Annotated in this window: 20 protein-coding genes and 1 pseudogene; 12 read left to right on the top strand and 9 right to left on the bottom strand. The window is 68.4% G+C overall.

The genetic code is table 11. The annotated features are described in order from the left end of the window. Positions 1-668 (top strand): SDR family oxidoreductase (locus FV217_RS16855; protein ID WP_147818334.1); only part of this gene is annotated, 668 nt, incomplete at its 5' end. Between the two features lie 101 nt (positions 669-769). Next, positions 770-2,404: a peptide chain release factor 3 gene (locus FV217_RS16860; RefSeq protein ID WP_147818335.1), complete on the top strand. Its 1,635-nt coding sequence runs from the start codon at positions 770-772 to the stop codon at positions 2,402-2,404. Positions 2,405-2,456: 52 nt separating this feature from the next. On the opposite strand, the gene FV217_RS16865 is transcribed toward FV217_RS16860, so the two are convergent. After that, a complete protein-coding gene (locus tag FV217_RS16865; RefSeq protein WP_147818336.1) occupies positions 2,457-2,891 on the bottom strand; it encodes a Tellurite resistance protein TerB in 435 nt (144 codons plus the stop codon). Between the two features lie 348 nt (positions 2,892-3,239). Here FV217_RS16865 and FV217_RS16870 point away from each other — a divergent pair, with 348 nt between their 5' ends. From FV217_RS16870 to FV217_RS16885, 4 genes are read left to right on the top strand one after another with little or no spacing between them, the layout of a single operon-like run. Continuing rightward, positions 3,240-4,556 (top strand): MFS transporter, encoded by a 1,317-nt coding sequence (locus FV217_RS16870; RefSeq protein WP_147818337.1) that lies wholly within the window; start codon positions 3,240-3,242, stop codon positions 4,554-4,556. A 19-nt stretch (positions 4,557-4,575) separates the two neighbouring features. Continuing rightward, positions 4,576-5,868, top strand: coding sequence for a metallophosphoesterase (locus tag FV217_RS16875; RefSeq protein WP_147818338.1), 1,293 nt, complete (start codon positions 4,576-4,578; stop codon positions 5,866-5,868). Between the two features lie 52 nt (positions 5,869-5,920). Next, on the top strand, positions 5,921-7,189 hold the full coding sequence (locus FV217_RS16880; RefSeq protein WP_147818339.1) for an arsenic transporter: 1,269 nt from the start codon (positions 5,921-5,923) through the stop codon (positions 7,187-7,189). Positions 7,190-7,218: 29 nt separating this feature from the next. After that, entirely contained in the window at positions 7,219-8,148 is a 930-nt protein-coding gene (locus FV217_RS16885) for a DMT family transporter (RefSeq protein WP_147818340.1), read from the top strand. Between the two features lie 125 nt (positions 8,149-8,273). On the opposite strand, the gene FV217_RS16890 is transcribed toward FV217_RS16885, so the two are convergent. The 4 genes from FV217_RS16890 to FV217_RS16900 form a co-directional block, all read right to left on the bottom strand. Further along, complete coding sequence (locus tag FV217_RS16890; protein ID WP_210245148.1) at positions 8,274-8,492, bottom strand: hypothetical protein; 219 nt, start codon at positions 8,490-8,492, stop codon at positions 8,274-8,276. A gap of 136 nt (positions 8,493-8,628) precedes the next feature. Continuing rightward, positions 8,629-8,769 carry a hypothetical protein gene (locus tag FV217_RS22980; RefSeq protein WP_187272608.1) on the bottom strand — a complete coding sequence of 47 codons (141 nt, stop codon included), beginning with the start codon at positions 8,767-8,769 and terminating at the stop codon, positions 8,629-8,631. A 107-nt stretch (positions 8,770-8,876) separates the two neighbouring features. Continuing rightward, positions 8,877-9,062, bottom strand: coding sequence for a DUF1508 domain-containing protein (locus tag FV217_RS16895; protein WP_147818342.1), 186 nt, complete (start codon positions 9,060-9,062; stop codon positions 8,877-8,879). Between the two features lie 106 nt (positions 9,063-9,168). Then, entirely contained in the window at positions 9,169-10,668 is a 1,500-nt protein-coding gene (locus FV217_RS16900) for a DEAD/DEAH box helicase (protein WP_147818343.1), read from the bottom strand. A gap of 515 nt (positions 10,669-11,183) precedes the next feature. Here FV217_RS16900 and FV217_RS16905 point away from each other — a divergent pair. Next, the gene (locus FV217_RS16905) at positions 11,184-12,605 is read left to right on the top strand and encodes an oligosaccharide flippase family protein (protein ID WP_147818344.1); all 1,422 of its coding nucleotides are present in this window, start codon (positions 11,184-11,186) and stop codon (positions 12,603-12,605) included. Continuing rightward, complete coding sequence (locus FV217_RS16910; RefSeq protein ID WP_147818345.1) at positions 12,605-13,780, top strand: GNAT family N-acetyltransferase; 1,176 nt, start codon at positions 12,605-12,607, stop codon at positions 13,778-13,780. Before FV217_RS16905 ends, FV217_RS16910 begins: the two co-directional genes overlap by 1 nt. A gap of 13 nt (positions 13,781-13,793) precedes the next feature. Here FV217_RS16910 and FV217_RS16915 read toward each other — a convergent pair whose 3' ends face one another. Beyond that, complete coding sequence (locus FV217_RS16915; protein ID WP_246682881.1) at positions 13,794-14,042, bottom strand: hypothetical protein; 249 nt, start codon at positions 14,040-14,042, stop codon at positions 13,794-13,796. A gap of 228 nt (positions 14,043-14,270) precedes the next feature. Between FV217_RS16915 and sseA the strand changes: the two genes are divergently transcribed. Then, entirely contained in the window at positions 14,271-15,119 is an 849-nt protein-coding gene (sseA, locus tag FV217_RS16920) for a 3-mercaptopyruvate sulfurtransferase (RefSeq protein WP_147818347.1), read from the top strand. Between the two features lie 178 nt (positions 15,120-15,297). After that, entirely contained in the window at positions 15,298-17,451 is a 2,154-nt protein-coding gene (locus FV217_RS16925) for a TonB-dependent receptor (RefSeq protein WP_147818348.1), read from the top strand. Between the two features lie 55 nt (positions 17,452-17,506). Here FV217_RS16925 and FV217_RS16930 read toward each other — a convergent pair whose 3' ends face one another. The 3 genes from FV217_RS16930 to FV217_RS16940 all read right to left on the bottom strand — a co-directional run bounded on the left by FV217_RS16930 (position 17,507) and on the right by FV217_RS16940 (position 18,658). Then, positions 17,507-17,680, bottom strand: coding sequence for a metallothionein (locus tag FV217_RS16930; RefSeq protein WP_147077238.1), 174 nt, complete (start codon positions 17,678-17,680; stop codon positions 17,507-17,509). Positions 17,681-17,829: 149 nt separating this feature from the next. Continuing rightward, a complete protein-coding gene (locus tag FV217_RS16935; protein WP_147818349.1) occupies positions 17,830-18,210 on the bottom strand; it encodes a DUF6481 family protein in 381 nt (126 codons plus the stop codon). A gap of 238 nt (positions 18,211-18,448) precedes the next feature. Beyond that, positions 18,449-18,658 carry a cold-shock protein gene (locus tag FV217_RS16940; RefSeq protein WP_147818350.1) on the bottom strand — a complete coding sequence of 70 codons (210 nt, stop codon included), beginning with the start codon at positions 18,656-18,658 and terminating at the stop codon, positions 18,449-18,451. A 554-nt stretch (positions 18,659-19,212) separates the two neighbouring features. Between FV217_RS16940 and FV217_RS16945 the strand changes: the two genes are divergently transcribed. Further along, complete coding sequence (locus FV217_RS16945; protein WP_147818351.1) at positions 19,213-21,126, top strand: autotransporter assembly complex family protein; 1,914 nt, start codon at positions 19,213-19,215, stop codon at positions 21,124-21,126. Beyond that, positions 21,126-23,672 (top strand): annotated as a pseudogene (locus tag FV217_RS16950) (hypothetical protein); the annotation flags it as partial. The gene FV217_RS16945 and the pseudogene FV217_RS16950, both read left to right, overlap by 1 nt.

The following is a 23,672-nucleotide window of genomic DNA, read 5'->3' on the forward strand; positions in this document are numbered from 1 at the left end:
GGGTCGTGCTGTCCGGGCGGCGGCCGGAGCCGCTGGCGGCGGTGGCGCGGGAGATCGCCGCGGCTGGCGGCACGGCGGCTTGCGTGCCGGCGGATGTCGGCGATGCGGGTAGCGTCGACCGGTTGTTCGCGCAGGCGGTGGAGCGCTTCGGCCGGGTCGACCTGCTCTTCAACAATGCCGGCATTTTCACGCCGGCGGTGCCGGTGGATGAGATCACCGGCGCGGACTGGCTCGCCTCCGTCACCACCAACCTCACCGGCACGTTCTGGTGCACGCGCGCGGCCTTCCGGCGGATGAAGGCGCAGTCGCCGCGGGGCGGGCGTATCATCAACAACGGCTCGATCGCCGCCGCGGCGCCGCGGCCGAACTCGGCGCCCTATACGGCGACGAAGCACGCCATCACCGGGCTGACCCGCTCCACGGCGCTCGACGGCCGCCCCTTCGACATCGCCTGCGGCCAGATCGACATCGGCAATGCCGAAACCGAGATGACGCGAAGCTTCCAGCACGGCGCGCGGCAGGCTGACGGCTCCATGAAGCCGGAGGCGGTGATGGAGGCCCGCCACGCGGCGGACGCCGTGGTCTACATGGCCGGGCTGCCGCTCGCGGCCAACGTGTTGTTCATGACCGTGATGGCGACGACGATGCCGTTCGTCGGCCGGGGCTGAACGAACGGGTCTTTGCGTGCGCGAAACGGAACGCGTAGAGAGCGGGCTCTACCCGTAAGACCTCGTTCAGAGCGGCCGCCCACCGGCGGCCGGTGCCATTCATGCTGATGCAGACCGATCCGAAACCCGCGAGCGCCGAGGCGGCGGCCAAGACGGCCGACCCGGTCGCGCGGCGGCGGACCTTCGCAATCATTTCGCACCCGGATGCGGGCAAGACCACGCTCACCGAGAAGCTGCTGCTGTTCGGCGGCGCGATCCAGCTCGCCGGCGAGGTCAAGGCCAAGCGCAACCGGGTCTCGACCCGCTCGGACTGGATGGGCATCGAGAAGGAGCGCGGCATCTCGGTCGTCACCTCGGTGATGACTTTCGAGTACGGCGACTGCGTCTTCAACCTGCTCGACACGCCGGGCCACGAGGACTTCTCGGAGGATACCTACCGGACCCTGACCGCCGTCGACTCGGCGGTGATGGTGATCGACGCGGCCAAGGGCATCGAGGCCAGAACGCGAAAGCTGTTCGAGGTCTGCCGGCTGCGCGACATCCCGATCGTCACCTTCGTGAACAAGCTCGACCGCGAGTCGCGCGACCCGTTCGAACTGCTCGACGAGATCGAGAAGACCCTGGCGCTCGACGTGGCGCCCGTCACCTGGCCGATCGGGCGCGGGCGCTCCTTCGCGGGCACCTACGATCTCGGCAACAACCGCGTGCGCCGGCTCGATGCGGCGGACGATGCCGGCACCGTGCCGGTCACCGGCATCGACGATCCGCTCTTCGACCAATTGCTCACCGAGCAAGGCGAGGCCGCGACCTGGCGCGAGGAGGCGGAGCTCGCCGAGGGCGGCCTCAAGCGGTTCGACCTCGCGGCGTTTCGCGAGGGGCATCTCACGCCGGTGTTCTTCGGAAGCGCGCTGCGCAATTTCGGCGTGCGCGACCTGATCGACGGGCTGGCCCGCGTCGCGCCGCCGCCGCGCGGCCAAGATGCGGACAAGCGCCGCGTCGAGCCGACCGAAGCGAAGATGACGGGCTTCGTGTTCAAGATCCAGGCGAACATGGATCCGAACCATCGCGACCGCATCGCCTTCATGCGGGTCTGCTCGGGCCAGCTCCGGCGCGGGATGAAGGCCAAGCTGGTGCGCACCGGCAAGCCGATCCCGCTGACGGCGCCGCAATTCTTCTTCGCGCAGGACCGTGCCATCGCCGACGAGGCCTTTGCCGGCGACGTCGTCGGCATCCCGAATCACGGGACCCTGCGCATCGGCGACACCCTCACCGAGGGCGAGGAGATCGTGTTTCGCGGCGTGCCGAGCTTCGCGCCCGAGATCATGCGCCGGATCAAGCTCGGCGATGCCATGAAGGCCAAGAAGCTCAAGGAAGCCCTGCAGCAGATGGGCGAGGAGGGCGTGGTCCAGGTCTTCGTGCCGCAGGACGGCTCCCAGGCCATCGTCGGTGTCGTCGGCGCGCTGCAGCTCGACGTGCTGAAGGAGCGACTCCAGGCCGAGTACGGCCTGCCGATCGACTACGACCAGACCCGGTTCTCGGTCTGCCGGTGGATCGAATCGGAGTCGGAGATCGAGATCGACAGGTTCGTCGAGTCGCACGGCTCGGCCATGGCCAAGGACCTCGACGGCGCCCCGGTCTTCATGGCGACCACCGCCTTCTCCCTGCGCTACGAGGAGGAGCGCTGGGAGAAGGTGCGGTTCACCGACGTAAAGGACTACCAGAAGCGGGCGGTTTGAGCCGAAGGGTCGTTCGGAACGGAGCGATCCCCTTCGGAAACGCCACGCTCGGTCAGCCGAGCAGCGCCGCCTTGTCGACGGCGAGGGCTTCGGCCAGCGCCTCGAGCACCTTGTGTTCGGTCTCGGTCACGCCGCCTTTGTCCGCAACGTCGGCGGCGATGAGAAAGACGTGCTGGCGGTGTTCCAGCGGCCGGTCGGCGATGGCGGCGACGAGCGTCATGTTCTCGAGCCGCCCCGCCCGCAGCTCGGCCCGCGCCAGAGCCTCGAACAGCTCCTTTTCGAGGGTCAGCGTGTCGTAGGATTTCTCGAGGATCGGGTTGGCGCGCATGCTGACGAGAGCGGATTCGATCTCCTCCTCGTCGGTGTCGCCGTCCGCGACGATGACGTTGGCCGCTGCCGCCACCGCCGCCTGCATGAACACGGCATCGCCCGCATAGGACATGACGGCCCGGTTGATGCGGACCAGCGCGTCCTGAAAGAACCCCATCTCGTTCTCCTCGCGACGGCTGCCCCGTCCGTTCGACATCCCGGCCGAAGCCGTCCTGTGATCGTTCACAGCCGCCCGCACTCCCGTCAAGCCACGCTTTTCCGCGCAGCGGACCTCGGCTCCGTAGCCCGGCTCGGACGTGGCCGACGGCCTTTCCCGCGCGCCGATGCCAAAGGAGCGCGATTCTGTATTCATTCCCGTGACTTGAAGCCGTTGTGCAACAGAGCCACGAAATCGAGCCAAGTATAATCCTCGACCCGGAACCGATCGGCCCCGGGTGCATTCTTGGCCTTGCCGGACGGGGCCCTTTGCGGGCGTGACGGCAGCTTCCCGCTCTGGAGACCGACGATGACGCAGCAGACCGATGTGCCGGCCGCCCCGACGCGTCTGCCATCGGCACGCTCGCTGCGCGGCCTCGACGCCATGAACTTCTTTCTCGCGGATGTCCGTGACGGACTCGGACCGTATCTCGCGATCTACCTGCTCGCCGTGCGCGGCCCCGAGCAGGGCTGGAACGAGGCGACCATCGGCCTCGTCATGACCATCGCCGGCATCGCCGGGCTGATCGCGCAGACGCCGGCCGGGGCGCTGATCGACAGGACCAACAACAAGCGCGGCGTCGTCATCGCGGCGGCGGTGGCGGTGACGCTGAGTTGCCTCGCCCTGCCCTTCGTCTCGAACTTCTACGTCGTGGCGGCGACACAATCGGTCGCCGGCATCGCCGGGGCGATTTTTCCGCCGGCGATCGCGGCGATCACCCTCGGTGTGGTCGGCCCGAAGATGTTCGCCCGGCAGGTCGGCCGCAACGAGGGCTTCAACCATGCCGGCAACGCGGCCTGCGCGATGATCGCGGGCGGCAGCGCCTATTTCTTCGGGCCGATCGTGGTGTTCTGGCTGATGGCGATCCTCGCCTTCGTCTCGATCGCCGCGACGCTGATGATCCCGGGCGACGCGATCGACGACGACCTCGCCCGCGGCATGGATCACACCAAGACCGTGGCCGAAGGCGCGGACCAGCCATCCGGCATCGGCGCCTTATTGCAGAACAAGCACCTAATGCTGTTTGCGGGTCTGTGCGCGGCCTTCCACCTCGCCAACGCGGCGATGCTCCCGTCCGTTGGACAGTTGCTGACAAAGATCTCGGGGAAGGATCACGCGACCTCGCTGATTGCGCTCTGCATCGTGGCCGCCCAGCTCGTGATGGTACCGGTCGCGGTCTTCGTCGGCGCCAAGGCCGACATCATCGGCCGCAAGCCGATCTTCCTCACCGCCTTCGGCTTCCTGGCGATCCGCGGCGTGCTCTACACCTTCTCCGACGATCCGTTCTGGCTGGTGGCGGTGCAATGCCTCGACGGCATCGGCGCCGGCATTTACGGCGCGCTGTTTCCCCTGGTCGTGGCCGACCTGACCCGCGGCACCGGCCGCTTCAACGTGGCGCAGGGCGCGGTGGCGACGGCGCAGGGCGTCGGTGCGTCGTTCAGCGCGACGCTCGCCGGGGTGATCATCGTCGGGGCCGGCTTCTCGACGGCCTTCCTCGTGCTGGCGGCGATCTCGGCGGCGGGCTTCGTGGTCTATCTCACGCTGATGCCGGAGACGCGCGGCTACGAGCCGCCGGGTGTGCAGACGCCGCCGGCCTCGGCCGTCGCAGTTCCCGTCGGCGCCTGAGCGAGCGGAGACGGTCGCCATGGCCAGGAAACACGCACGCCGCAATGACGGCGGGCAGGGTCCGCTCGTGCTCCTGCATGTCGGCGACCTGCATCTGACCGGCGCCGACGCGCCGAGTGCCCGCGACCTGCGCGCGATACTCGACCAGATCGGGCAGCTGCCCCGGCATGTCTACGACTTCGTCTACCTGCCGGGGGACCTCGCCGAGGACGGCACCACCGCGCAGTACGACATTCTGAGAGATGCACTCCGCGCGCATCCCTCGATGCCGATTCGTTTGATCCCAGGCGACCACGACAAGCAGCACGGCGATATCGAAGACTTCGAGAGGGTCTTCATCGAGATTGCAGGAAGCAAACGCGGCGGCGGCCACGCGCCGATCGAAAACCGGCTGCCGCAGCCCGAAGACAAGCGGCCGGTCCACCAATACTATTACGGCGAGATGCATGCGGGCGTGAAATGCCTGTTCCTCGACGTGATCAGCGCCGGGTTCGGCCGCAAGGGCATCGGGCTCGATTTCCGTCTGGGCGCCGGTCAGACGCAATGGCTGAGCTCGGAACTCGCGGCCGCCGCAGAGTCGAAGACGCCCTGCGCCGTGTTCATGCACGGCTATCCCGACGACCTGCGCGAGCCCTACGACCGCCTGGACATCGCGGGGCTGTTCTGGAGCACCCGCGTCCGCCTCGTCGAGATGGGGCACACCCATTACAACGAACTCGCCCATGACGGCCGCACCCTCTACGCGACCGCGCGCTCGGTCGGGCAGAACGAGGACGGGTCGGCCGGTTACGCCGTCGCCGCCATCGACGGCCCGGTGACGAGTTGGCGCTTCCGGGCGCTCGACCGGACCTGGCCCTTCGTCATGATCACGAGCCCGGCCGACAGGCGCGTCGCCACGCAACCCCTCGGCCGCGTCTCTGCAGGCATGGAACTCGACGGCAAGGGCCGCGTGACGGTTCGCGCCCTGGTGCTGTCCGATCAGCCCCCGGACTACTGCCGTTGCCGGGTCGATACCGGCCCCTGGGTCCTGATGGAGCCGACGGAGTCGCGCTGCTACGAGGCCCGGCTGCCCTGGCCGGAGGACGGGCGCAGCATCCAGGTCGAGGCGGTGGACCGGCGCTGGCCGGGCCACGGCCCCGACTACGTCGACACCGACGTGATCGAGCCGGTGATCGGCTTCCCCGATCCACCGCTGCCCTCCTGCCCGATGCCGAGCAAACCCGGCAGCGACGCCTTCGCGCTCGGGCCCTGGCTGCAGAAGGGCGTACGCGGTGACCAGCTCGGGCCGAACAAGAACGGCCGCAAGTGGTGAGGCCGCGCGCCTTCGCCGACCGAACCCGAATCCTCGCGAAAGACCAGCAATAATGGGCGCGCTGACGCTGACACCTCATCTCGCGACCTGGGGGATCGCGGGGCTCGCGACGCTCGGCGTGATCCTCCGGCCGATGGGATGGCCCGAGGCGATCTGGGCGGTGGCGGGAGCCGCGCTGCTCGTCGTGCTCGGGCTGCTGTCCTGGCACTCCGCCCTCGACGGCGTCCTCAAGGGCGCGGATGTCTACCTCTTCCTGATCGGCATGATGCTGCTCTCCGAGATCGCGCGGAAGGAGGGCCTGTTCGACTGGCTCGCGAGCATCGCCGTGCGCCACGCCAAGGGCTCGGCGACCCGCCTGTTCCTGCTGGTCTACGGCGTCGGGACGCTGGTGACGGTGTTCCTGTCGAACGACGCCTGCGCGGTGGTGCTGACCCCGGCGGTCTACGCCGCGACCAAGGCCGCGAAGGTCGAGAACCCACTGCCCTACCTGTTCATCTGCGCCTTCATCGCCAACGCGGCGAGCTTCGTGCTGCCGATCTCGAACCCGGCGAACCTCGTCGTCTACGCCACGCACATGCCGCCGCTGCTGCAATGGCTCGCCCGCTTCGCGCTGCCGTCGCTGCTCGCCATCGTCGCCACCTACGCGGTGCTGCGCATGACGCAGAATTCCGCGCTGAAGCAGACGCAGGTCGCCACGGACATCGAGAAGGTCACGCTCTCGGCGACCGGAAAGGTCGCGGGCTTCGGCATCGTCGCCACCGCCTTCGTGCTGCTCGGCGCCTCGGCCTACGGCCTCGACCTCGGCCTGCCGACCTTCATCTCCGGTGTCGCGGCGACGCTGCTGGTGCTCGCGATCAAGCGCGGCGGCCTCGTCGACGTGATGAAGGACGTGTCGTGGAGCGTGCTGCCGCTGGTGGCCGGGCTGTTCGTACTCGTCGAGGCGCTGGAGACCACCGGCGTGCTCAAGACGATCGCCGACACCCTCAAGGCCTATGCGCAGAGCGCGCCGGAGGCGACGGCCTGGGGCGGCGGCGTGCTGGTCGCCGTGTTGTGCAACCTCGTCAACAACCTGCCGGCCGGGCTGCTCGCGGGCGCCGCCGTCCAGACGGCCGACGTCAGCGAGAAGATCGCGGGCGCGATCCTGATCGGCGTCGACCTCGGCCCCAACCTCTCGGTCACCGGCTCGCTCGCCACCATACTCTGGATCGTGGCGATCCGGCGCGAGGGCGAGGATGTCGGCGCCTTCCGCTTCCTCAAGCTCGGCCTCCTGGTGATGCCGCCGGCCCTGCTGCTGGCGCTCGCAGGCCTCCTGCTCGTCTGATCCGCGCCCTTCTTTCGCAAGAGACCTCCGTGAACGCCTCGCTGCTCTATCCCTTCATCGTCATCGCCGGCTGCCTCCAGGCGCTCGGCAACTCCATGAACGCGCAGCTGCGCGGGCGGCTGATCAATCCGTGGCTCGCCGCCTCGGTCTCGTTCCTGCCGATCGTGTTCGTCTTCATGATGATCTTTCTCGCGCTGCCGACGCCGCTGCCGACCCTCGACACCCTCGCAGCGATGCCGTGGTACGCGCCCTTCGGCGGCGTGGCCGGCGCGGTGGCGGTGTTCGGAGGGCTCGCCTTCATCGACAAGGTCGGGGCCGGGCCGTTCAACGGCCTGACGCTGACCGCCAACATTCTGACCTCGGTGGCGATGGACAGTTTCGGCCTGTTCGGGCTGCAGGGTGGGGGCTTCAAGCCGATGCCCTGGATCGGCGGCCTGCTCATGGCCGTCGGCGTGGCCTTCATCGCGCGCGTCACCCCGGACAAGGGCGCGGAGAAGGATGAGGGGCATGGCCTCAACCCACGGCTGCTCTATCCCTTCATCGTCGTCGCGGGCGCGTTGCAGGCCATCGGCGTCGTCTGGAACGCCCAGCTGCGCGGCGCCCTGGTGAACCCTTGGCTGGCGGCGACGGTGTCGTTCCTGCCGGTCGTCTTCGTGTTCGTCTTCGTCTTCCTGATCCGGCCGACGCCCCTGCCGACTAAGCAGGACATCGCCGGCATCCGCTGGTGGATGCCGCTGGCCGGCATCACCGGCGCCGTGGCCGTGTTCGGCGGCCTGCTCTTCGTCGACAAGGTCGGCGCGGGCGCCTTCAACGGTCTGCTGATCACGGCCAACCTGCTCACCTCGATCGCGCTCGACCATTTCGGTTGGCTCGGCATGAAGCAGATGAAGGCCGGAGCCTCGCGTCTGGGCGGAGCCGCCCTGATGATCGGGGGGGTCGTCCTGATTTCCCTGTCCTAGGGCGCTGTCCGGCCGAGTGGACGCCAGCCGAAGGAAAGCTATTCGCGTCAGAGGCATGGAGAGTCCGGTCCGATGCCATCGGGTCGAATCGAGTCCAAACCGGGCTCGAACCGTCGAAACGCGTCTCAGCGTAAAAGCTGCGACGCCTCCGCCGAACCGCGCTTGGTGATGCGCCACTTGATCGGGCCGGTCTGCTCCTCGTCCTCCCGGTCGACGAGGCCCTGCATCCAGAGCTGGAGCATCGCCAGGTGTTCGTCCTGCGGCTCCTGCCCCGTGAAGGTCATGGGGTTGCGGCGCAATGCCAGCAACAAAAACCGCTGTTTCTCGCTCAGGTCCATGTCCATAGGACGAGCGGGACCGGTCGCGATTTAGTCCCGTCTCGCGGAAGACGTGCATGAATCGCGATTCGACTCTCACAAGCTGCCGCCGGAGAGATCGAAGCGGCGCTTCGCCGGCGCCGTCAGGCGATCTCGCCGCGGATCACGGCATCACGCCCGCGAGCTTCAATCCCGCGGCCAGAAGGATCGCGACGGCGGACAGGATGAATTCGAGCGGGAGCGACGTCCAAAGCGCGGGCGACGGTTCCGCCGCGCGCGCGGCGCGCACGAAGGTCTCATCCATGGGCGTTCTCCTGGGCATCCCATCTGACGCGGGACGGCCGAAGACGCAGTATAGTGCAGGATGAGGCGGTTCGGGAAGCGCCGCATCCTGACGCCTTCCGAATCGGTTCAGGCGATCTGTGCCGTCATGTCGACGATCGGGGCCTCGGCACTCGCCTTCACCAGGCCGATGGCGTGCTCGCAATCCTCCCGGCGGACATAGCCCTCGCCCGAATCCGCGACGACGTTACCGTTCTGGACACGCAGCCGCCAACGCCATTCGCCGCCAGCATCCCGATACAATTCGAACCGCATGCGCTGACACTCCAAGCCGCCATGGCCTTGGCCAAAAAGATGGAGCCGCCAGCTCCGGGCGACAACGCCCGGAGCCGACGGCCCCTATCAAATCGTGTCGGTCGGATCAGGAGCGCGGAGCGCGGTCCAGCCAGCCGATGTTGCGGCCTTCGCCACCGCCACCGCCCGCCGGGCGGGGATTGCGGCCCTGCTGCGGACGGGCGTCGTTGCGGGTGTCCGTGCGCTGACCCTGGCGAACGGCAGGGCGTGCGGGACGCTGGTCCTGGCGGTCGCCCGGGCGGCCATCCTGGGTCGTGGCACGATTGACGACGGCAGCACCGTCGCGACGGGCCGGACGGCCGTTGTTGCGGCCCGCTCCCGGAGCACCGCCGCCGGGACGGCCCTGGCGCTGGCCGGGACGGCCCTGCGGCTGGCGCGGCGGACGGCGTGCCTCGTCGGCGGCGGTCTCGGCCGCTTCCTGGCGCGATGGCGCGGAGAAGCCCTCGGGGAAGGCGCCGACCGGCACCTTCTGGCGGGTGATCCGCTCGATGTCGCGCAGGTAAGCCCTCTCCTCGTCATTGCAGAACGAGACGGCGAGACCGGTCTTGCCGGCGCGCGCCGTGCGGCCGATGCGGTGGACGTAGCTCTCCGGTACGTTCGGCAGATCGTAATTCACGACGTGACTTACGGACTCGACGTCGATGCCGCGGGCAGCGATGTCGGTGGCCACGAGCACCCGGCAGGAGCCATCCTTGAAGGCGGCGAGCGCCCGCTCACGCTGCGGCTGCGACTTGTTGCCGTGGATCGCGGAGGCGTTGACGCCGGCCTTCTCGAGCCCCTTCACGACGCGGTCGGCGCCGTGCTTGGTACGGGTGAAGACGAGCACGCGCTCATAGTCGGGATCGCGCAGGATGTGGTTCAGCAGCGCCTGCTTCGCGCCGGTATGGACGAAGATCACCTGCTGGTCGACGCGCTCGGCGGTGGTGGCCACCGGGGTCACGGCGACCTGGATCGGATCGCGCAGGTACTGGTCGGCCAAGCCGGCGATGTTCTTCGGCATGGTGGCCGAGAAGAACAGGCTCTGCCGCTCCTTCGGCAGCATCTTCACGATGCGCTTGAGGGCGTGGATGAAGCCGAGGTCGAGCATCTGGTCGGCCTCGTCGAGGACGAGAATCTCGACGCCTTCGAGGGTCAGCGAGCGGCGCTCGATCAGATCGATCAGGCGGCCCGGCGTGGCGACGAGGATGTCGACGCCGTTGGCGAGCGCCCGCTCCTGCCGGCTGATGGTCACGCCGCCGAACACTACGGTGCTCGTCAGCGGAAGATGCCTGCCGTAATCCGCAAAGCTCTCGGCGATCTGGCTGGCGAGCTCACGCGTCGGCGACAGCACCAGCACGCGGCAGCCGCGGCGCGGGGCGCGGGTGCGCTTCAGGGAGAGACGGTGCAGGATCGGCAGCGCGAAGGCCGCGGTCTTGCCGGTGCCGGTCTGGGCGATGCCGCAGATGTCGCGGCCTTCCATGGCGGGGGCGATCGCCTGGGCCTGGATCGGGGTCGGCGTGGTGTAGCCGGCCTCCTCCAGCGCCTTCAGCACGGGCTGGGCGAGGCCGAAATCGGTAAACTGGGTCAAGTGGTGTCTTTCGGGCAGCGGGACCGCTTCTCGACAGCCGTTCTCGGGCGCGAGATCTGTGTGGGTCCGGTGTCTCGGGGACAGCCCGCGTGATGGGGCAGTCAGGGTGCATGCACGTTATGAAGAGAGGGGCCGGAACGCGTCCGACGCGATGCGCGGACATGGACCGTCACGCAGCCCTCTCAAGCGAACCCTGTTTCGGTCGCTGACGCTGCAACTGCGATATGCGCATACCGCAGCGCAAAGTCAACGCTCGTCATGCATCGAACTCGCGAGTAGCGCGCCACAGGATGGCGAAGCGTGGCCTTGCGGCATGACGAGTGCACTGCACATGCCGGGATGACACGAAGCGGCAGCGGATGTTTCGACATGACACGATCGCAACGCGATCCACGTCGCGATCGCGGGCGGCCGTGCGGAAGCGGGACCGTAACATATCTTATGCTACCTAAGCCGAAGGCGCTTCGACGCACGGGGTCAGTCCCGGGTCGGTCAGGCAAGCGCCGGGGACCGGGATGATCGCGCGCCATACCCTCACCTATGTCGGGTCCCGCGCCGTGGCCGCGGCCCTCAACATGGCCTCGCTCGCCGTCTTCACGCGGCTTGCACCCGTCGACACCTTCGGCACCTACCTGTTCATCCTATCCTGGGCGATCGTGCTCTACGGCGCGACCTGCCAATGGCCGAAATTCGCGTTCTTCGCGCTCTACGACGATGCGCGTGCGCCGGAACAGATCGGCACCCTGGTGCGGATTCTCGTGGGCCTGCTCGCGCTGACCACGCTCGCCACGGCAGCAGCCGCCGGCCTCGGCTTCGTGGAGGCCCGCTTCGCGGCAGCGGTGATCGCTGCGACGGCCGGAACCACCATCTTCGAGGGCACTCTCGAGATCGCGCGGACCCGGCTCGCCGCCGAGACGGTCGCAGTCTCCGTCGTCTCGCGGGGCGCACTGGTGCTCGGGCTCGGCAGCATGGCTCTTTCCTACGAGGGCGATGCCCGCGACTTGGTTCTCGCAGTCGGGCTCGCCAACGCATTGGCCGCGATCCCGGCCGGGCTATCGGTCTGGCCGCTGGTCCGGCACGGCAAGGGCAGCGTCACGGAAGCGCGACGGCTCCTGGCCTATGGCTGGCCGCTGGTGCTCTCATTCGGCATCGCTGCCCTGGCCCAGACCATCGACCGGCTGATCATCGGCAAAACGGTCGGCACGGAGGATCTTGGGGCCTACGGGGCGATCGGCGACTTTCTCCGCCAGAGCTTCGTCGTGTTCGGCGAGAGCATCGCACTGTCCATGATCTCGATCGCCAAGCGCGATGCACGCGACGGCGGCATGGAGTCGGCAGCTCCAGTGCTGCGCGATGCCGCCCGAGCCCTGACGCTGATCGGAGCCTTCGGCGCCGTGTTCTTCCTGACCTTCGACGAGACGATCGTCTCGATCCTGCTCGGGCCGGCCTACCGCGATTCCGCGATGACCGTGGCCCCGTTCCTGATCGCGGCGAGCGTCTGCATGATGTTCAGGGCCTACTACTTCGGGCAGGTGATCTACTTCACGGGATCGAGCACGCTCGACGCCATCGCCTCGACGATCCTCCTCGTCGCCACGGGCGGCTTGTCGCTGGCGCTGATCCCGCTTCACGGGGTCAGGGGTGCGGCGATCGCACTCGCAACCGGTCAGGCGCTGGCCTGCCTCGTCTACATCTTCGGAGCCAACGGCCGGATCCGAATGCCGGTGCCCATCCTCGACATTCTGCTGATCACGACCTGCGCCCTCGCGGCCTCTGTTGCGAATTCGGGCATCGATCTGATGTTCGGTACCAAGGGCCCGGCCCTGCTCGCGCTTAAGGTCATGGTGATCGCCCTCTTCGCAGTCGGAGCGGTCTGGCACTTCAACATCATCGGCCTCGCCGAAGGCATCACGCGCCGGGTACGGCGTGCGCCCTGATGCGGACCGCGTCAGGCCAATCCCGCACGGGCAGAACGCCCGACGGCGTCATCGTCTCGATCCGTCCGCTCGACCAAGCCGTGCCCATGCTCGGAGCCTGGCGAGATCTCGGCCATGCTGCCCTCGTCGAGAACCTGTTCTTCGAGGCGGACTTCGCCATGTCGGCAGCCCGCGCCTTCGGGGTAGGTATCCGCATCGTGACCGTCAGCGACCGGCCGCCGGACGAGCCCGGAGCACGCCTCCTCGCGCTCTGGCCCTGTCGCATCGTCCACCGCTGGGGCGTTCCGTTGCCGGCTCTGATGGGCTGGACGCACGGGTTCTCGATCTTCGGGGCTCCCCTCCTCGCCCGCGACGAGGCCGAACGTGGCCTGAAAGGACTGCTCGATGCGCCGAGGACGCTCGGCTTGCCGCGCCGTCTCATGATGCCCTACCTGCCGCTCGACGGTCCGTTCGCCGCTCTGCTCGATCGGACGCTAAGCGAGACCAGGCAGCGTCGGACCGATTTCTGGAGCCACGAGCGGGGCTTCCTCGACGTCTCGGGCAACGAGGCATCAGCGCGTAAGAATTATCTCGATGTGAATGTCTCCCCCCGCAAGGCGGCCCAACTTGCCCGGTTCTTCCGGCGGATGTCGGCAGGCGGCGAGGTCGAACACGAGATCGTCCGTGATCCACGGGCGCTTACGGAGGCGCTCGCCGACTACGTCACGCTCGAAACGGCGGGCTGGAAAGGGCGGGCCGGCACGGCGGTCGGACGGCGGCCGGCGGAAGTCGGCTTCCTGAACGGATTGATCGCGTCGTACGGCGAGCGGGGATGCGTGCGCATCGATCGCCTGCGCCGGGACGGCCGCAGCCTCGCGTCGTCCCTGGCGCTGGAGACTGCATCGACCTTGTGGTTCCTCAAGATTTCCTACGATGAGGCCGAGGCCAAGAACTCCCCCGGCGCGCAACTCGTCGAGCGGGTCACCCGGTCGCTGCTCGCCGACAACCGGATCGAGACGGCCGATTCGTGTGCGCCTCCGAATTTTCCGCTGATCGAGACCTTCTGGGGCGAGCGGCGCCGGCTTGCGCACGGACTGATCGAGGCCGGAGGCGGCGACCGGCTGTTTCGGCTCGCCGCCTCACTGGAAGGTCTGCGTGCGCAGGCGAGCCGCCTGCGCACGGGCGGGCCCGCATAGGCGGGTCCGGAGTTCAACCGCCCGGCTCATCGAACCGGCTCCAGCGGAACACCTCCCGTCCGGCACCGTCGATCACGCGAACGGCTTCGGCGCGGGCCTGCGAGCGCTGCGGCGCGCGAGCCCGCGCGAACAGGCGCAGCGCCCGCTCGGTGGCAACTTCCAGGTCGCTCACCCGCACGGAAACGCGCTGCTGTACGGGCGCTGCGTGTGTGCCGTCGTCGGGTCCGAGGAGTTCGATGTGAAAGGTCTCGCGAACGGTCAAAGGCCGGGCGGCTCCCATGGGCGTGTCGGTGGCTGAGATAGGACGTTCGGCAACTAAGCCATCGGGGTCTTTCTTGCCGGATGCGAGGGCTTTGGCATCAAGCCGATAGCGGCGTACACCCCCGTGACGTCCACGCCGCCGCGTGGAGCATTTGCGTCCTCACGCGGGGTGCATGCTCGCGTTGGATGTGTTTCACTCCCAGGCCGAAGGCGACGAACGAGAGCAATCATGGCGACAAAGCCCTTCGTCACACCGGACTGGCTTCATCAGCGCCTCAGCGCGCCCGACATCGTCGTGCTCGACGCCTCCTGGTATCTGCCCGCACAGGGACGCGACGCAGAGGCCGAGTTTCGCGCAGCGCATGTTCCCGGCGCGATCCGCTTCGACATCGACGCCGTCAGCGACGAGACCTCGCCATTACCCCACATGCTGCCACGTCCCGAGGTGTTTTCATCGCGCATGCGAGCCCTCGGAATCGGCGACGGTGCACAGATCATCGTCTATGACGGGCTCGGCCTGTTTTCGGCCCCCCGCGTCTGGTGGATGCTACGAACCTTCGGGGTGCGCGACGTTGCGATCCTCGAAGGCGGCTTGCCGGCCTGGATCGCGGCTGGCTACCCGACAGAGGATGGCGAGGCTCGCCCTCGGGAGCGCCGCCACTTCACCGCCCGTTTCGACCACGGCTCCGTCGCCGATACGGGCGATGTGGCGCGCGCCCTCGATCGAAACGCGGCCCAGGTGGTCGATGCCCGCTCCGGCCCGCGTTTTCGCGGCGAGGAGGCCGAACCGCGCCCCGGCGTCCGACCGGGGCATATGCCGGGCGCGCGCAACGTCCATTACGCGGCACTGCAGGCCAACGGCCGGCTCAAGGACGAGGCGTCGCTGAGGGCCGCTTTCGCCGAGGCCGGCGTGGATCTCGACCGTCCGGTCATCACGACCTGCGGCTCGGGCGTGACGGCCGCGATCGTCTCGCTTGCCCTCGAGACCCTGGGCCGCCCGCCCCGCGCGCTCTACGACGGATCCTGGGCGGATTGGGGCTCCGACGAGTCTCGCCCCGTGGCGACCGGGCCGGTCTGATCTCGGCAGACGTCGCGTCGCCAACCGCAAGGTCGTCTTGATTTCGGCACGGTGCCGGCGCTCGAAACGATGCGCTTCGGCCACACCTGCAAGGCCACGAACGGCGTTCTCGATTCATCGCTTGTAACATTATCACAGTCACGCGATGAAACGTTGTAACGTTTATCTGTGAGGCATGATGTGTGGCGTGACGTGGGCCGGACGACGGAGCAGGTCTGGGCGAAGTGCCCTGTTGACCGGGACAGTGCTCTCGCTCGGCCTGTTTCCGTTCGGTGCCATCGCCGCACCGCAGGCGGAAGCGACGCTGGAAGAGCTCAGCGTGACCTCGGTCAGTCCGGTCCAGACCAAAGGCGCGTCCGGCTCGCGCGTTCCGACCGGCGTGCTGCCGGTGGTGACGGATACCTTCTCCCCGGTGACGGTGGTCACGCAGGACCAGATCTCGCGCAACCAGCCCACTAGCCTCGGCGACGCCCTGTTCGATCGCCCGGGCCTGTCGTCGTCGAGCTACGCACCCGGTGCGGCCTCGCGGCCGATCATCCGCGGTCTCGACAATGCCCGTGTGCGTATCCAGGAGAACGGCGTCGTCAGCGGCGACGTGTCGGAGCTCGGCGAGGATCATGCGGTCCCGATCAACCCGCTGGTCTCGGAGCGGATCGAGGTGATCCGGGGGCCCGCGACCCTGCGCTACGGCTCCGGAGCGATCGGCGGCGTGGTTTCGGCGGAAAACAACCGTGTCCCGACCTTCATCCCGGCCAACGGTGTACAAGGACAGGTCACCAGCGGTTTTTCCAGCGTTGATAACGGACGGCTCGGGGCCGCCACGGTGGATGCCGGCGGTGACGGTTTCGCCGTCCATGCCGACGGCTTCCGGTCGGCGGCCGACAGCTACGACACCCCGGCCGGCATCCAGCGGAATTCCGCGAACGAATCGCAGGGCGGCTCCGTCGGCATCTCGGCCATCGGCGACCGCGGCTTCGTCGGCATCTCCTTCAGCCACTACGACGCGCTCTACCAGATCCCCGGCGGCGAGGCCGCCGAGAGCCGGACCCGGCTCAATCCGCGCCAGGACCGCGTGCTCTCCCGCGGCGAGTACCGGCCGCTGGACGGCCCGTTCGAGGTGATCCGCTACTGGGCCGGCGCCTCAGTCTACCGCCACGACGAGATCGGCATCGGCGGCGACGGAATCGACGGCATCCAGGCGACCTTCAAGAACCGCGAGGCGGAAGGCCGGGTCGAGCTGCAGCACGTGCCCGTGACGACCGCGCTCGGAACGCTCACCGGCGCGCTCGGCCTGCAGAGCGGCCGGCGCGTGCTGAACACGCAGGGCGAGAGCTTCCTGCCACCGACGGAATCACGCGCGAACGCGGTCTACCTGTTCGAGGAGCTCACGCCTGTCCAAGGCCTGCGCTTCCAGGCGGCAGGCCGGATCGAAGGCGACCGCCTGAACAGCACCGCCCGGCAATTCCCGAGCGACTACCTGCCGGTCGCCGGCGAGGACCCGGCCGCCTATGCATTGACGCGCCGTTTCGCCCCGAAAAGTCTCAGCCTCGGCGCCCTGCAGGACCTGCCCTACGGCTTCGTCGCCAGCCTGAACGGCTCGTACGTCGAGCGGGCACCTACCGGCTACGAGCTGTTCTCTCAGGGACCGCACGACGCGACCGCGACCTTCGAAATCGGCGACCCGACCCTGCGGCTCGAGCGCGCTCGGACCGTAGAGGTCGGCATCCGCCGGGCCGAAGGACCGCTGCGGCTGGACGCGACCGGCTATTACACGCGCTACACCGGCTTCATCTTCAAGCGCGACACCGGCATCCGCTGCGGGGACGATTTCGGCTCCTGCGGCAGCGACGACGAGTTGCGCCAGATCGTCTACTCGCAGCAGAACGCCACCTTCTACGGGGCCGAGATCGGGGCGCAGCTCGACGCGATCCCGGTGGGCAACGGCTGGGCCGGGATCGAGGCGCAGTACGACTTCGTGCGAGCGCAGTTTGACGACGGCAGCAACGTGCCGCGCATCCCGCCGCACCGCGTCGGCGGCGGCGTGTTCGTGCGGGCGGACGGCTGGTTCGCGCGGGTGAACATCCTCCACGCCTTCGATCACACCGAGATCGCGCCGTTCGAGACGACGACGCCGGGCTGGAACGATCTGCGCGCCGAGGTGAGCTACACCAAGCCCCTCGATCCGGGGATCTACGGCGTCAGCGAGGTCACGCTCGGCCTGCAGGGACGCAACCTGCTCAACGACGACATCCGCAACTCGGCCTCCTTCAAGAAGGACGAGATCCTGTTGCCGGGCCGGAACGTCCGGCTCACCCTGACGGCACGGTTCTGAAACGAAAAAGGCGCGCCCGCGGGGACGCGCCTTTCATGGCTCCGAGCGTGCCGGGTCAGCCGTGGCAGGCACAGCCGGCGTGGTCGCAGCCGGAATGATCCGGATGGCCGTCGGCACATTCGTCGCAGCAGAAGGCCTTCTCGTCGCGCTTCACGGCCTTCTCGACCGAAACCACGCAGACGCAGTCGGGGCAGGCGCACTTCACCATGTTGACGTCGACGCTGGCCATTCCACTCTCCCGAGACACAGTTCCGCAGCACGACCGACGCGGATTCGGCGACGAATGTAGAACGAAAGAGCCAGGCTCGCGAGGAGCCCGGCTCGGGTTGATTCACATTCTTGAACGATGAGGCGCCGACGCATCGGCGCCCGGATCGGTCATCGTCGGATCTTCACCTTGGCCTTACGGGCGGCATAACGCGCGTCCCGTTGCGCCTTCCGTTCTGCCGTCTCCGCCTCCTTGCGCGCAGCCAGTTCAGCTGCGGCAGCCTCCTCACGCTCGATCTGAGCCTTGAGTTCGGCCTCCTCACGCAGGCGCTTCTCCTCAGCCGCCTTGCGCTCGGTCTCGACCCGGACACGTTCCCGCTCGCGGGCGCGGTCGTCTCGGGCCTGGGCCACTTCCTGGCGGTGCTTGGCCTTGGCGATCATCTCCGGATCGTCGAAGGAAGGCCGGGACTTGAACTTCTCAAGCAGGGCCGCCCTGGCATTTTGCGAGTGCTGGCGGCGATCATCGAAATTTCGATAGTCGAATGCGCTCATCTGACCTTTCTCATGTCGTAACGCAGTGACCCTCCGGAGCCGTGTTGCTGCACAGTCCGGTGGAAGCGCCCCTTCTGTGGGCTCGTGGACGGCCGAAACAGGCCGGGTTGCTGACGCGCGCAGCCGATGCACGACGTCACGTGAACGATCAACGAAGACCGTTGCTGTCGATCGGGGACCGAAGCGATTTTTTGGGACCGTTGCCCGACGGAAACGACGGCGACGGCTGTCCGGACGATCAGCTTGCCTGAAGGTTGATGGCGGCGGGTTTCCCGCTGCGGCGGTCGTTCTCCACGTCGAAACTCACCTTCTGGCCTTCGGCGAGGCCGCGCAGGCCCGCGGCCTGCACCGCCGAGACATGGACGAAGACGTCCCGCCCCCCGGTATCCGGCTCCACGAAGCCGTAACCTTTGATTTCATCGAACCATTTGACGGTGCCTGTCTGCATGCGTTCATCTCCGCTTAATCGACCCTCTCCGGAAAAAGGGTGTCCGGGCGCCGGTCTGAAGCCGGGGCCGCCGTCGATGTGGAAGAGGTCGTCTGGCCGCGACTTGCCGTCACACGGACGGTGCCTGGGAAATGCGGTCGACGGGGTCGGGTTATGAAAAATTAGGTAGGTCGGCCCTTGACGAGTGACAAGAGTCCCCGGCCGGTCGGCACCGCCGTCAGGGTTTCGCGAAGGTGGAGCGGTCGGCGGCCAAGGTTGCCCCGGGCATCCCCTTGCGGCTAGGCTTGGACTCAACAAAGGCTGCGACGCAGCGCGCGGGTCGAGCCTTCCCGCTCCATCCGTGCCGCCAAGCGGCCGATCCGTCGAGGGGTGGCGCAGATGGTAGACGGTTCGTTCGACATTTGCGGGCACAGCTTCGTCGCGCGGTCGCATTCGGCCGGATGAGCTCCCGCGATTAGGTGCCAGTCCTGACCCTGTCCCGGGCCCCCAATCATCATGGCCGGCGTCTCGTGCGCCGGTTCGCCTATGCGTTGCTGGCGACGAGCGGCCTCGCCATGGCCGTGCCCCAGCCGGCTCAGGCCTTCGACCTGTTCGGGCTGTTCGGCTCCGAGGAGGAGCCGCTGCAGCCGACCGCCACCGCCCTCCCCTACAGCGTGCGCATCACCGGGGTCGACGACAGCGACGTCGTCCAGGCGCTGCAGGACACCTCGACGCTCTACCGTCTGCGCCAGGAGGCACCGCCCGACGGCGAAGGGCTCGTGCGCCGGGCCGACGCCGACCTGCGCCGCCTGACGGACGTCCTCTCCGGCTACGGCTACTACCAGGGAACGGTCACGATCCGCGTCGACGACATCGCCGTCACCGGCGAAGCCTCGCTCAATGCGGCGGCCCGCGCGGCCGAGGGCTCGCGTGCCCGGGCTCTGGTGCCGGTCAAAATCGCGGTCGATCTGGGCCCTGCCTACACCGTGCGTTCGGTGGCCGTGCGCGATCGGGCCGGACGGGCCTTCTCGACCGAGGTGCTGCCCGAGCGATTCACCCGCACCGACGACGACGTGCCGGCCCGCTCCGCGACCGTACTCGCCCGCGAGGCCAAGATCGTCGATCGCTTCCGGGCGCTCGGCCACCCCTTCGCCAAGGCTGTCTCCCGCGATCCAGTGGTCGACGACGCGGCCCACGTCATGGACGTGACCTTCACCGTCGATCCCGGCCCGAAGGCCGGCATCGGCGAGGTCGCTGTGAAGGGCGCCGAGGGCATCGATCCGGCGGTGATCCGCTCGTTCATCTATTCGGAGCCGGGCGATCCGTATTCGCCGAAAGCCATCGCCGACATCCGCCGGACGATCGCGAAGGTCGAGGGCATCGGATCGGTCCGCGTGCGCGAGGGCGAAAGCCTCGATGCCTATGGCAACCTGCCGGTCTTCGTGGAGCTCGGCGAGCGCGAGCAGAACCTGCTCGGCGTATCGGCCCGCTACTCCACCGTCGACGGTCCGGGCGTGCGCGCCTACTACGCCAACCGCAACCTGTTCGGCGGTGGCGAGACCTTCCGGTTGGACGCCGACATCTACTATCTCGGCCTCGGCTTCGATCCGTTCGCGCAGCAGCGCAAGCTCGCCGGCATCGACACGTCCGGCCTCGGCGGCCGGCTGTCCGCGACCTTCGTCAAGCCGGCGTTGGACGGCAGCCGCAACGACCTGCTCGCCAACGTCTTCGTCACCCGCGAGGTGCAGCAGAGCTATCTCGTCGATGCGGCCGGGGCGTCGGTGGGACTGCGCCACCGCTTCTCGGACACCTTCTCGGCCCAGGTCGGGCTCGACGGCCAAGTCGGCCGCTCGCAGGATGCGCTCGGCAAGGTCGATTACCGGCTCATCGGCGTTCCGGTCTCGGTGACCTACGATTCCACCGACAGCCTGCTCGACCCGACGCAGGGGTTTCGCGTGCTCGCCTCGGCGACACCCTATCCGAGCTTCCTCGGCTCGGACCCCGGCATCTTCGTCGCCAAGGCCCAGGGCTCGACCTATTACGCCCTCGACGACGAGGCGAACACGGTGCTCGCCGGCCGCATCGGGTTCGGCTCGGTCTCCGGCGCCTCCCTCGCCGAGATCCCCGACAACTTCCGCTTCTTCGCCGGCGGCGGCGGATCGGTGCGCGGCTTCGCTTTCCGAACACTCGGACCGCGTGGGCCGTTCAACCTGCCGATCGGCGGGCGCAGCCTGCTCGAAGCGTCGCTAGAGGCCCGCATCAAGGTCACCGACACGATCGGCATCGTGCCGTTCTTCGATGCCGGCACGGCCTTCGCCTCGTCCCTGCCCGATTTCGATGAGCGTATCCGCAAGGCAGTCGGCCTCGGTCTTCGCTACTACACCGGCATCGGGCCGATCCGCGTGGACCTCGCTTTCCCCCTCGACCGGATCAAGGGCAACCGCGAGCGCCCGGTCGCCCTGTACATCAGCTTAGGTCAGGCATTCTGATGGTGGTTGCCGGGACGGGACGACGCCGCGCCGTCGCGGCCCTTCTATGCGCCCTGACCCTCGCCTTTGTGATCTTGGCCGTGCTGATCCCGGCCGGTCTGGGCCGGGCGGCCGACGGCGAGAAGACGGTTCTGGGCGGCCTCCTGTCGAAGGCGCTCTCGACCTCGTCCTCGAAAGTCTCGATCGGTGCCGTAGATGGTGCGCTGTCCTCGGATTCGACGATCCGCGACGTCACGATCAGCGACCGCGACGGGATCTGGCTGAAGCTCGACCGCGCCCGTTTGGTCTGGAGCCGCCTCGCCCTGCTGTCGGGCCGGCTCGAAGTCGACAGCCTGGAGATCGGCCGCCTCGACGTGCTGCGCAAGCCGCTGCCCGACCCGACCGCCGTGCCGGTCGAGGAACCGGACGGCAAGCTACTTCCCGATCTCCCCGTGAAGGTCGAGATCAAAGCGTTCAAGCTCGCCGAACTCGTGCTGGGCGAGAGCATCGCCGGACAGGCTGCCAGGCTCGCGGCCGACGGCAAGGTGAAGCTCGGCAATCCGTCCGAGGGGCTCGACCTCAACGTCGATGCCCGCCGCCTCGACGCGGCCGGACGCTTCATCGCCAAGCTGCTCTTCGTGCCGAAGGGTGAAACGCTGGAACTGAAAGCCAGCCTCGTCGAGCCGGCTGGCGGCCTGCTCTCGAAGGCCGGCAATCTGCCCGGCGAGCCGCCGATCAATCTCGACCTCGACGGGCGCGGTACGCTCGACGCGTGGAACGCCCGGCTCGACTTCGATGCCGGCCCCGACATCGGTGCCAAGGGCGGCGCACGCATCTCGCGCATCGGCACTGACCGGCGCCTCAGCCTCGACCTCGCGTCGCGCATCGAGGGGCTCGTCCCCGGCCCGGCGGCTGCGATCTTTTCCGGCACCACGAAGCTCGAAGGGGGCCTAAGCTTTTCCGATAGCGGCGCTTTTCGGATCGACCGTCTCGACCTGACCTCGCGGACGGCCCGCCTCAACCTTGGCGGCGGCATCACCGCGGATCGCGTCGCCGACCTGACGATCCAGGCCCGTGCCGTCCCCACGGAAGGCGGCGTTACCAAGGCTGCCGAGACCGAGCTGCAGACGCTCGTTTTCGACGGGAGCGTGAAGGGCCCCATCGCTTCACCAGTGGTGAAGGGCACTCTCAGCGCGGCAGGCCTGCGCACCAAGGACTCATCGCTCGACCGGATCGAGGCGAGGATCGGCGCCGAACCAGTCGGCACAGATCCGAAAGCGACCCGCTTCGCCCTCACAGCGGACGCGAAGATGGAGGGCTTGCGCCTTGCGGACCCGGCTTTGCGCCGCGCGATCGGCTCACGCGCCGCCTTCACGTTGCGCGCGACATCGACGACGGACGGCAACCTGGATGTGGCACATCTCGTGCTCGACGCCGAGACGGCCAACCTCAAATACGCCGGACGCGTCGGGCAGAACGTCCTGACGGGCAATCTGGAGGCGGCGTTGCCGGATGTCGGCGTGTTCTCGGGAGTGGCCGGCCGGGCGCTCGCGGGGCGTCTCGATGCGAAGGCGGCGCTCAGCGGCGACCCGGCACGCAAGTCCGTCGCCGCCGACCTCGACCTGCGCGGCCGGGATCTCGTCCTCGGGATCGAGGCGGCCGACAACCTGCTCGGACGGGCGCCCGTCGTCACCGGCCGCGTGTCGCAAGCCTTTGATGGATATGGCTTCGAGGCGCTGAAGCTGGCCGGCGCGGCGATGACGGCGACGCTGCAGGGTCAGGCCACGTCGACGCGGGCCGACGTCACCGGACGGGTCGATCTCACCGACCTCGCGGCCCTCGACGAACGGCTCGCCGGCCGCGCGAGTCTGGACGCCCATCTCACCGGTTCGCTCCGTGAGCCACGGATAGACCTGGCGCTTGCCGTGCCGCATGCCACGGCCAGCGCCAAGGCCATCACGAATCTGCGGGTCGATGCGGCTCTGGCCAATCTCACCGGTGCGCTGGACGGCAACGTCCGCATGAGCGGCAGCGTCGCCGGCAAACCTCTGACCGGCGCGGCGCGGATCACCCGCCCGACCCCGCAGAGCTGGTCCCTCGACAGCCTCGCTTTCGCCCTCGGATCGGTCGCGGTGGACGGCCGGGCGGCGGTCGATGCCGGGACGCTGCTGAGCGAGGGCCGGCTGACGGTCCACGCCGGCAATCTCGACGACCTCTCGGCCCTGGCGCTCGCGCCGATGGGGGGCAGCCTCGACGCCGCCGTGACGCTCTCGCGGGACGGCGGACGGCAGGACGCCGCGATCCGCGCCACCGGCGAGTCGCTGCGCTACGATCGCTTCGGCCTCGCCCGGCTCGATGCGGATCTGACCGCGTGGGACGTTTTCGCACGTCCGGTGATCGACGGCCGGCTCAACGCCGACCGCCTCGTCGCCGCGGGCCAGACCGTCGACACCGTGAGGCTGACCGCCTCCGGCACTCCGCAGGCGAGCGACGTGACCCTGACAGCGCAGACGCGCGGCTTCGCCCTCGACGGCGCGGCGCGGCTCGTCCCCGGCGAGGCCACGCGG

The sequence above is a fragment of the Methylobacterium sp. WL9 genome (assembly GCF_008040035.1).
Classification (GTDB): Bacteria; Pseudomonadota; Alphaproteobacteria; order Rhizobiales; family Beijerinckiaceae; genus Methylobacterium; species Methylobacterium thuringiense.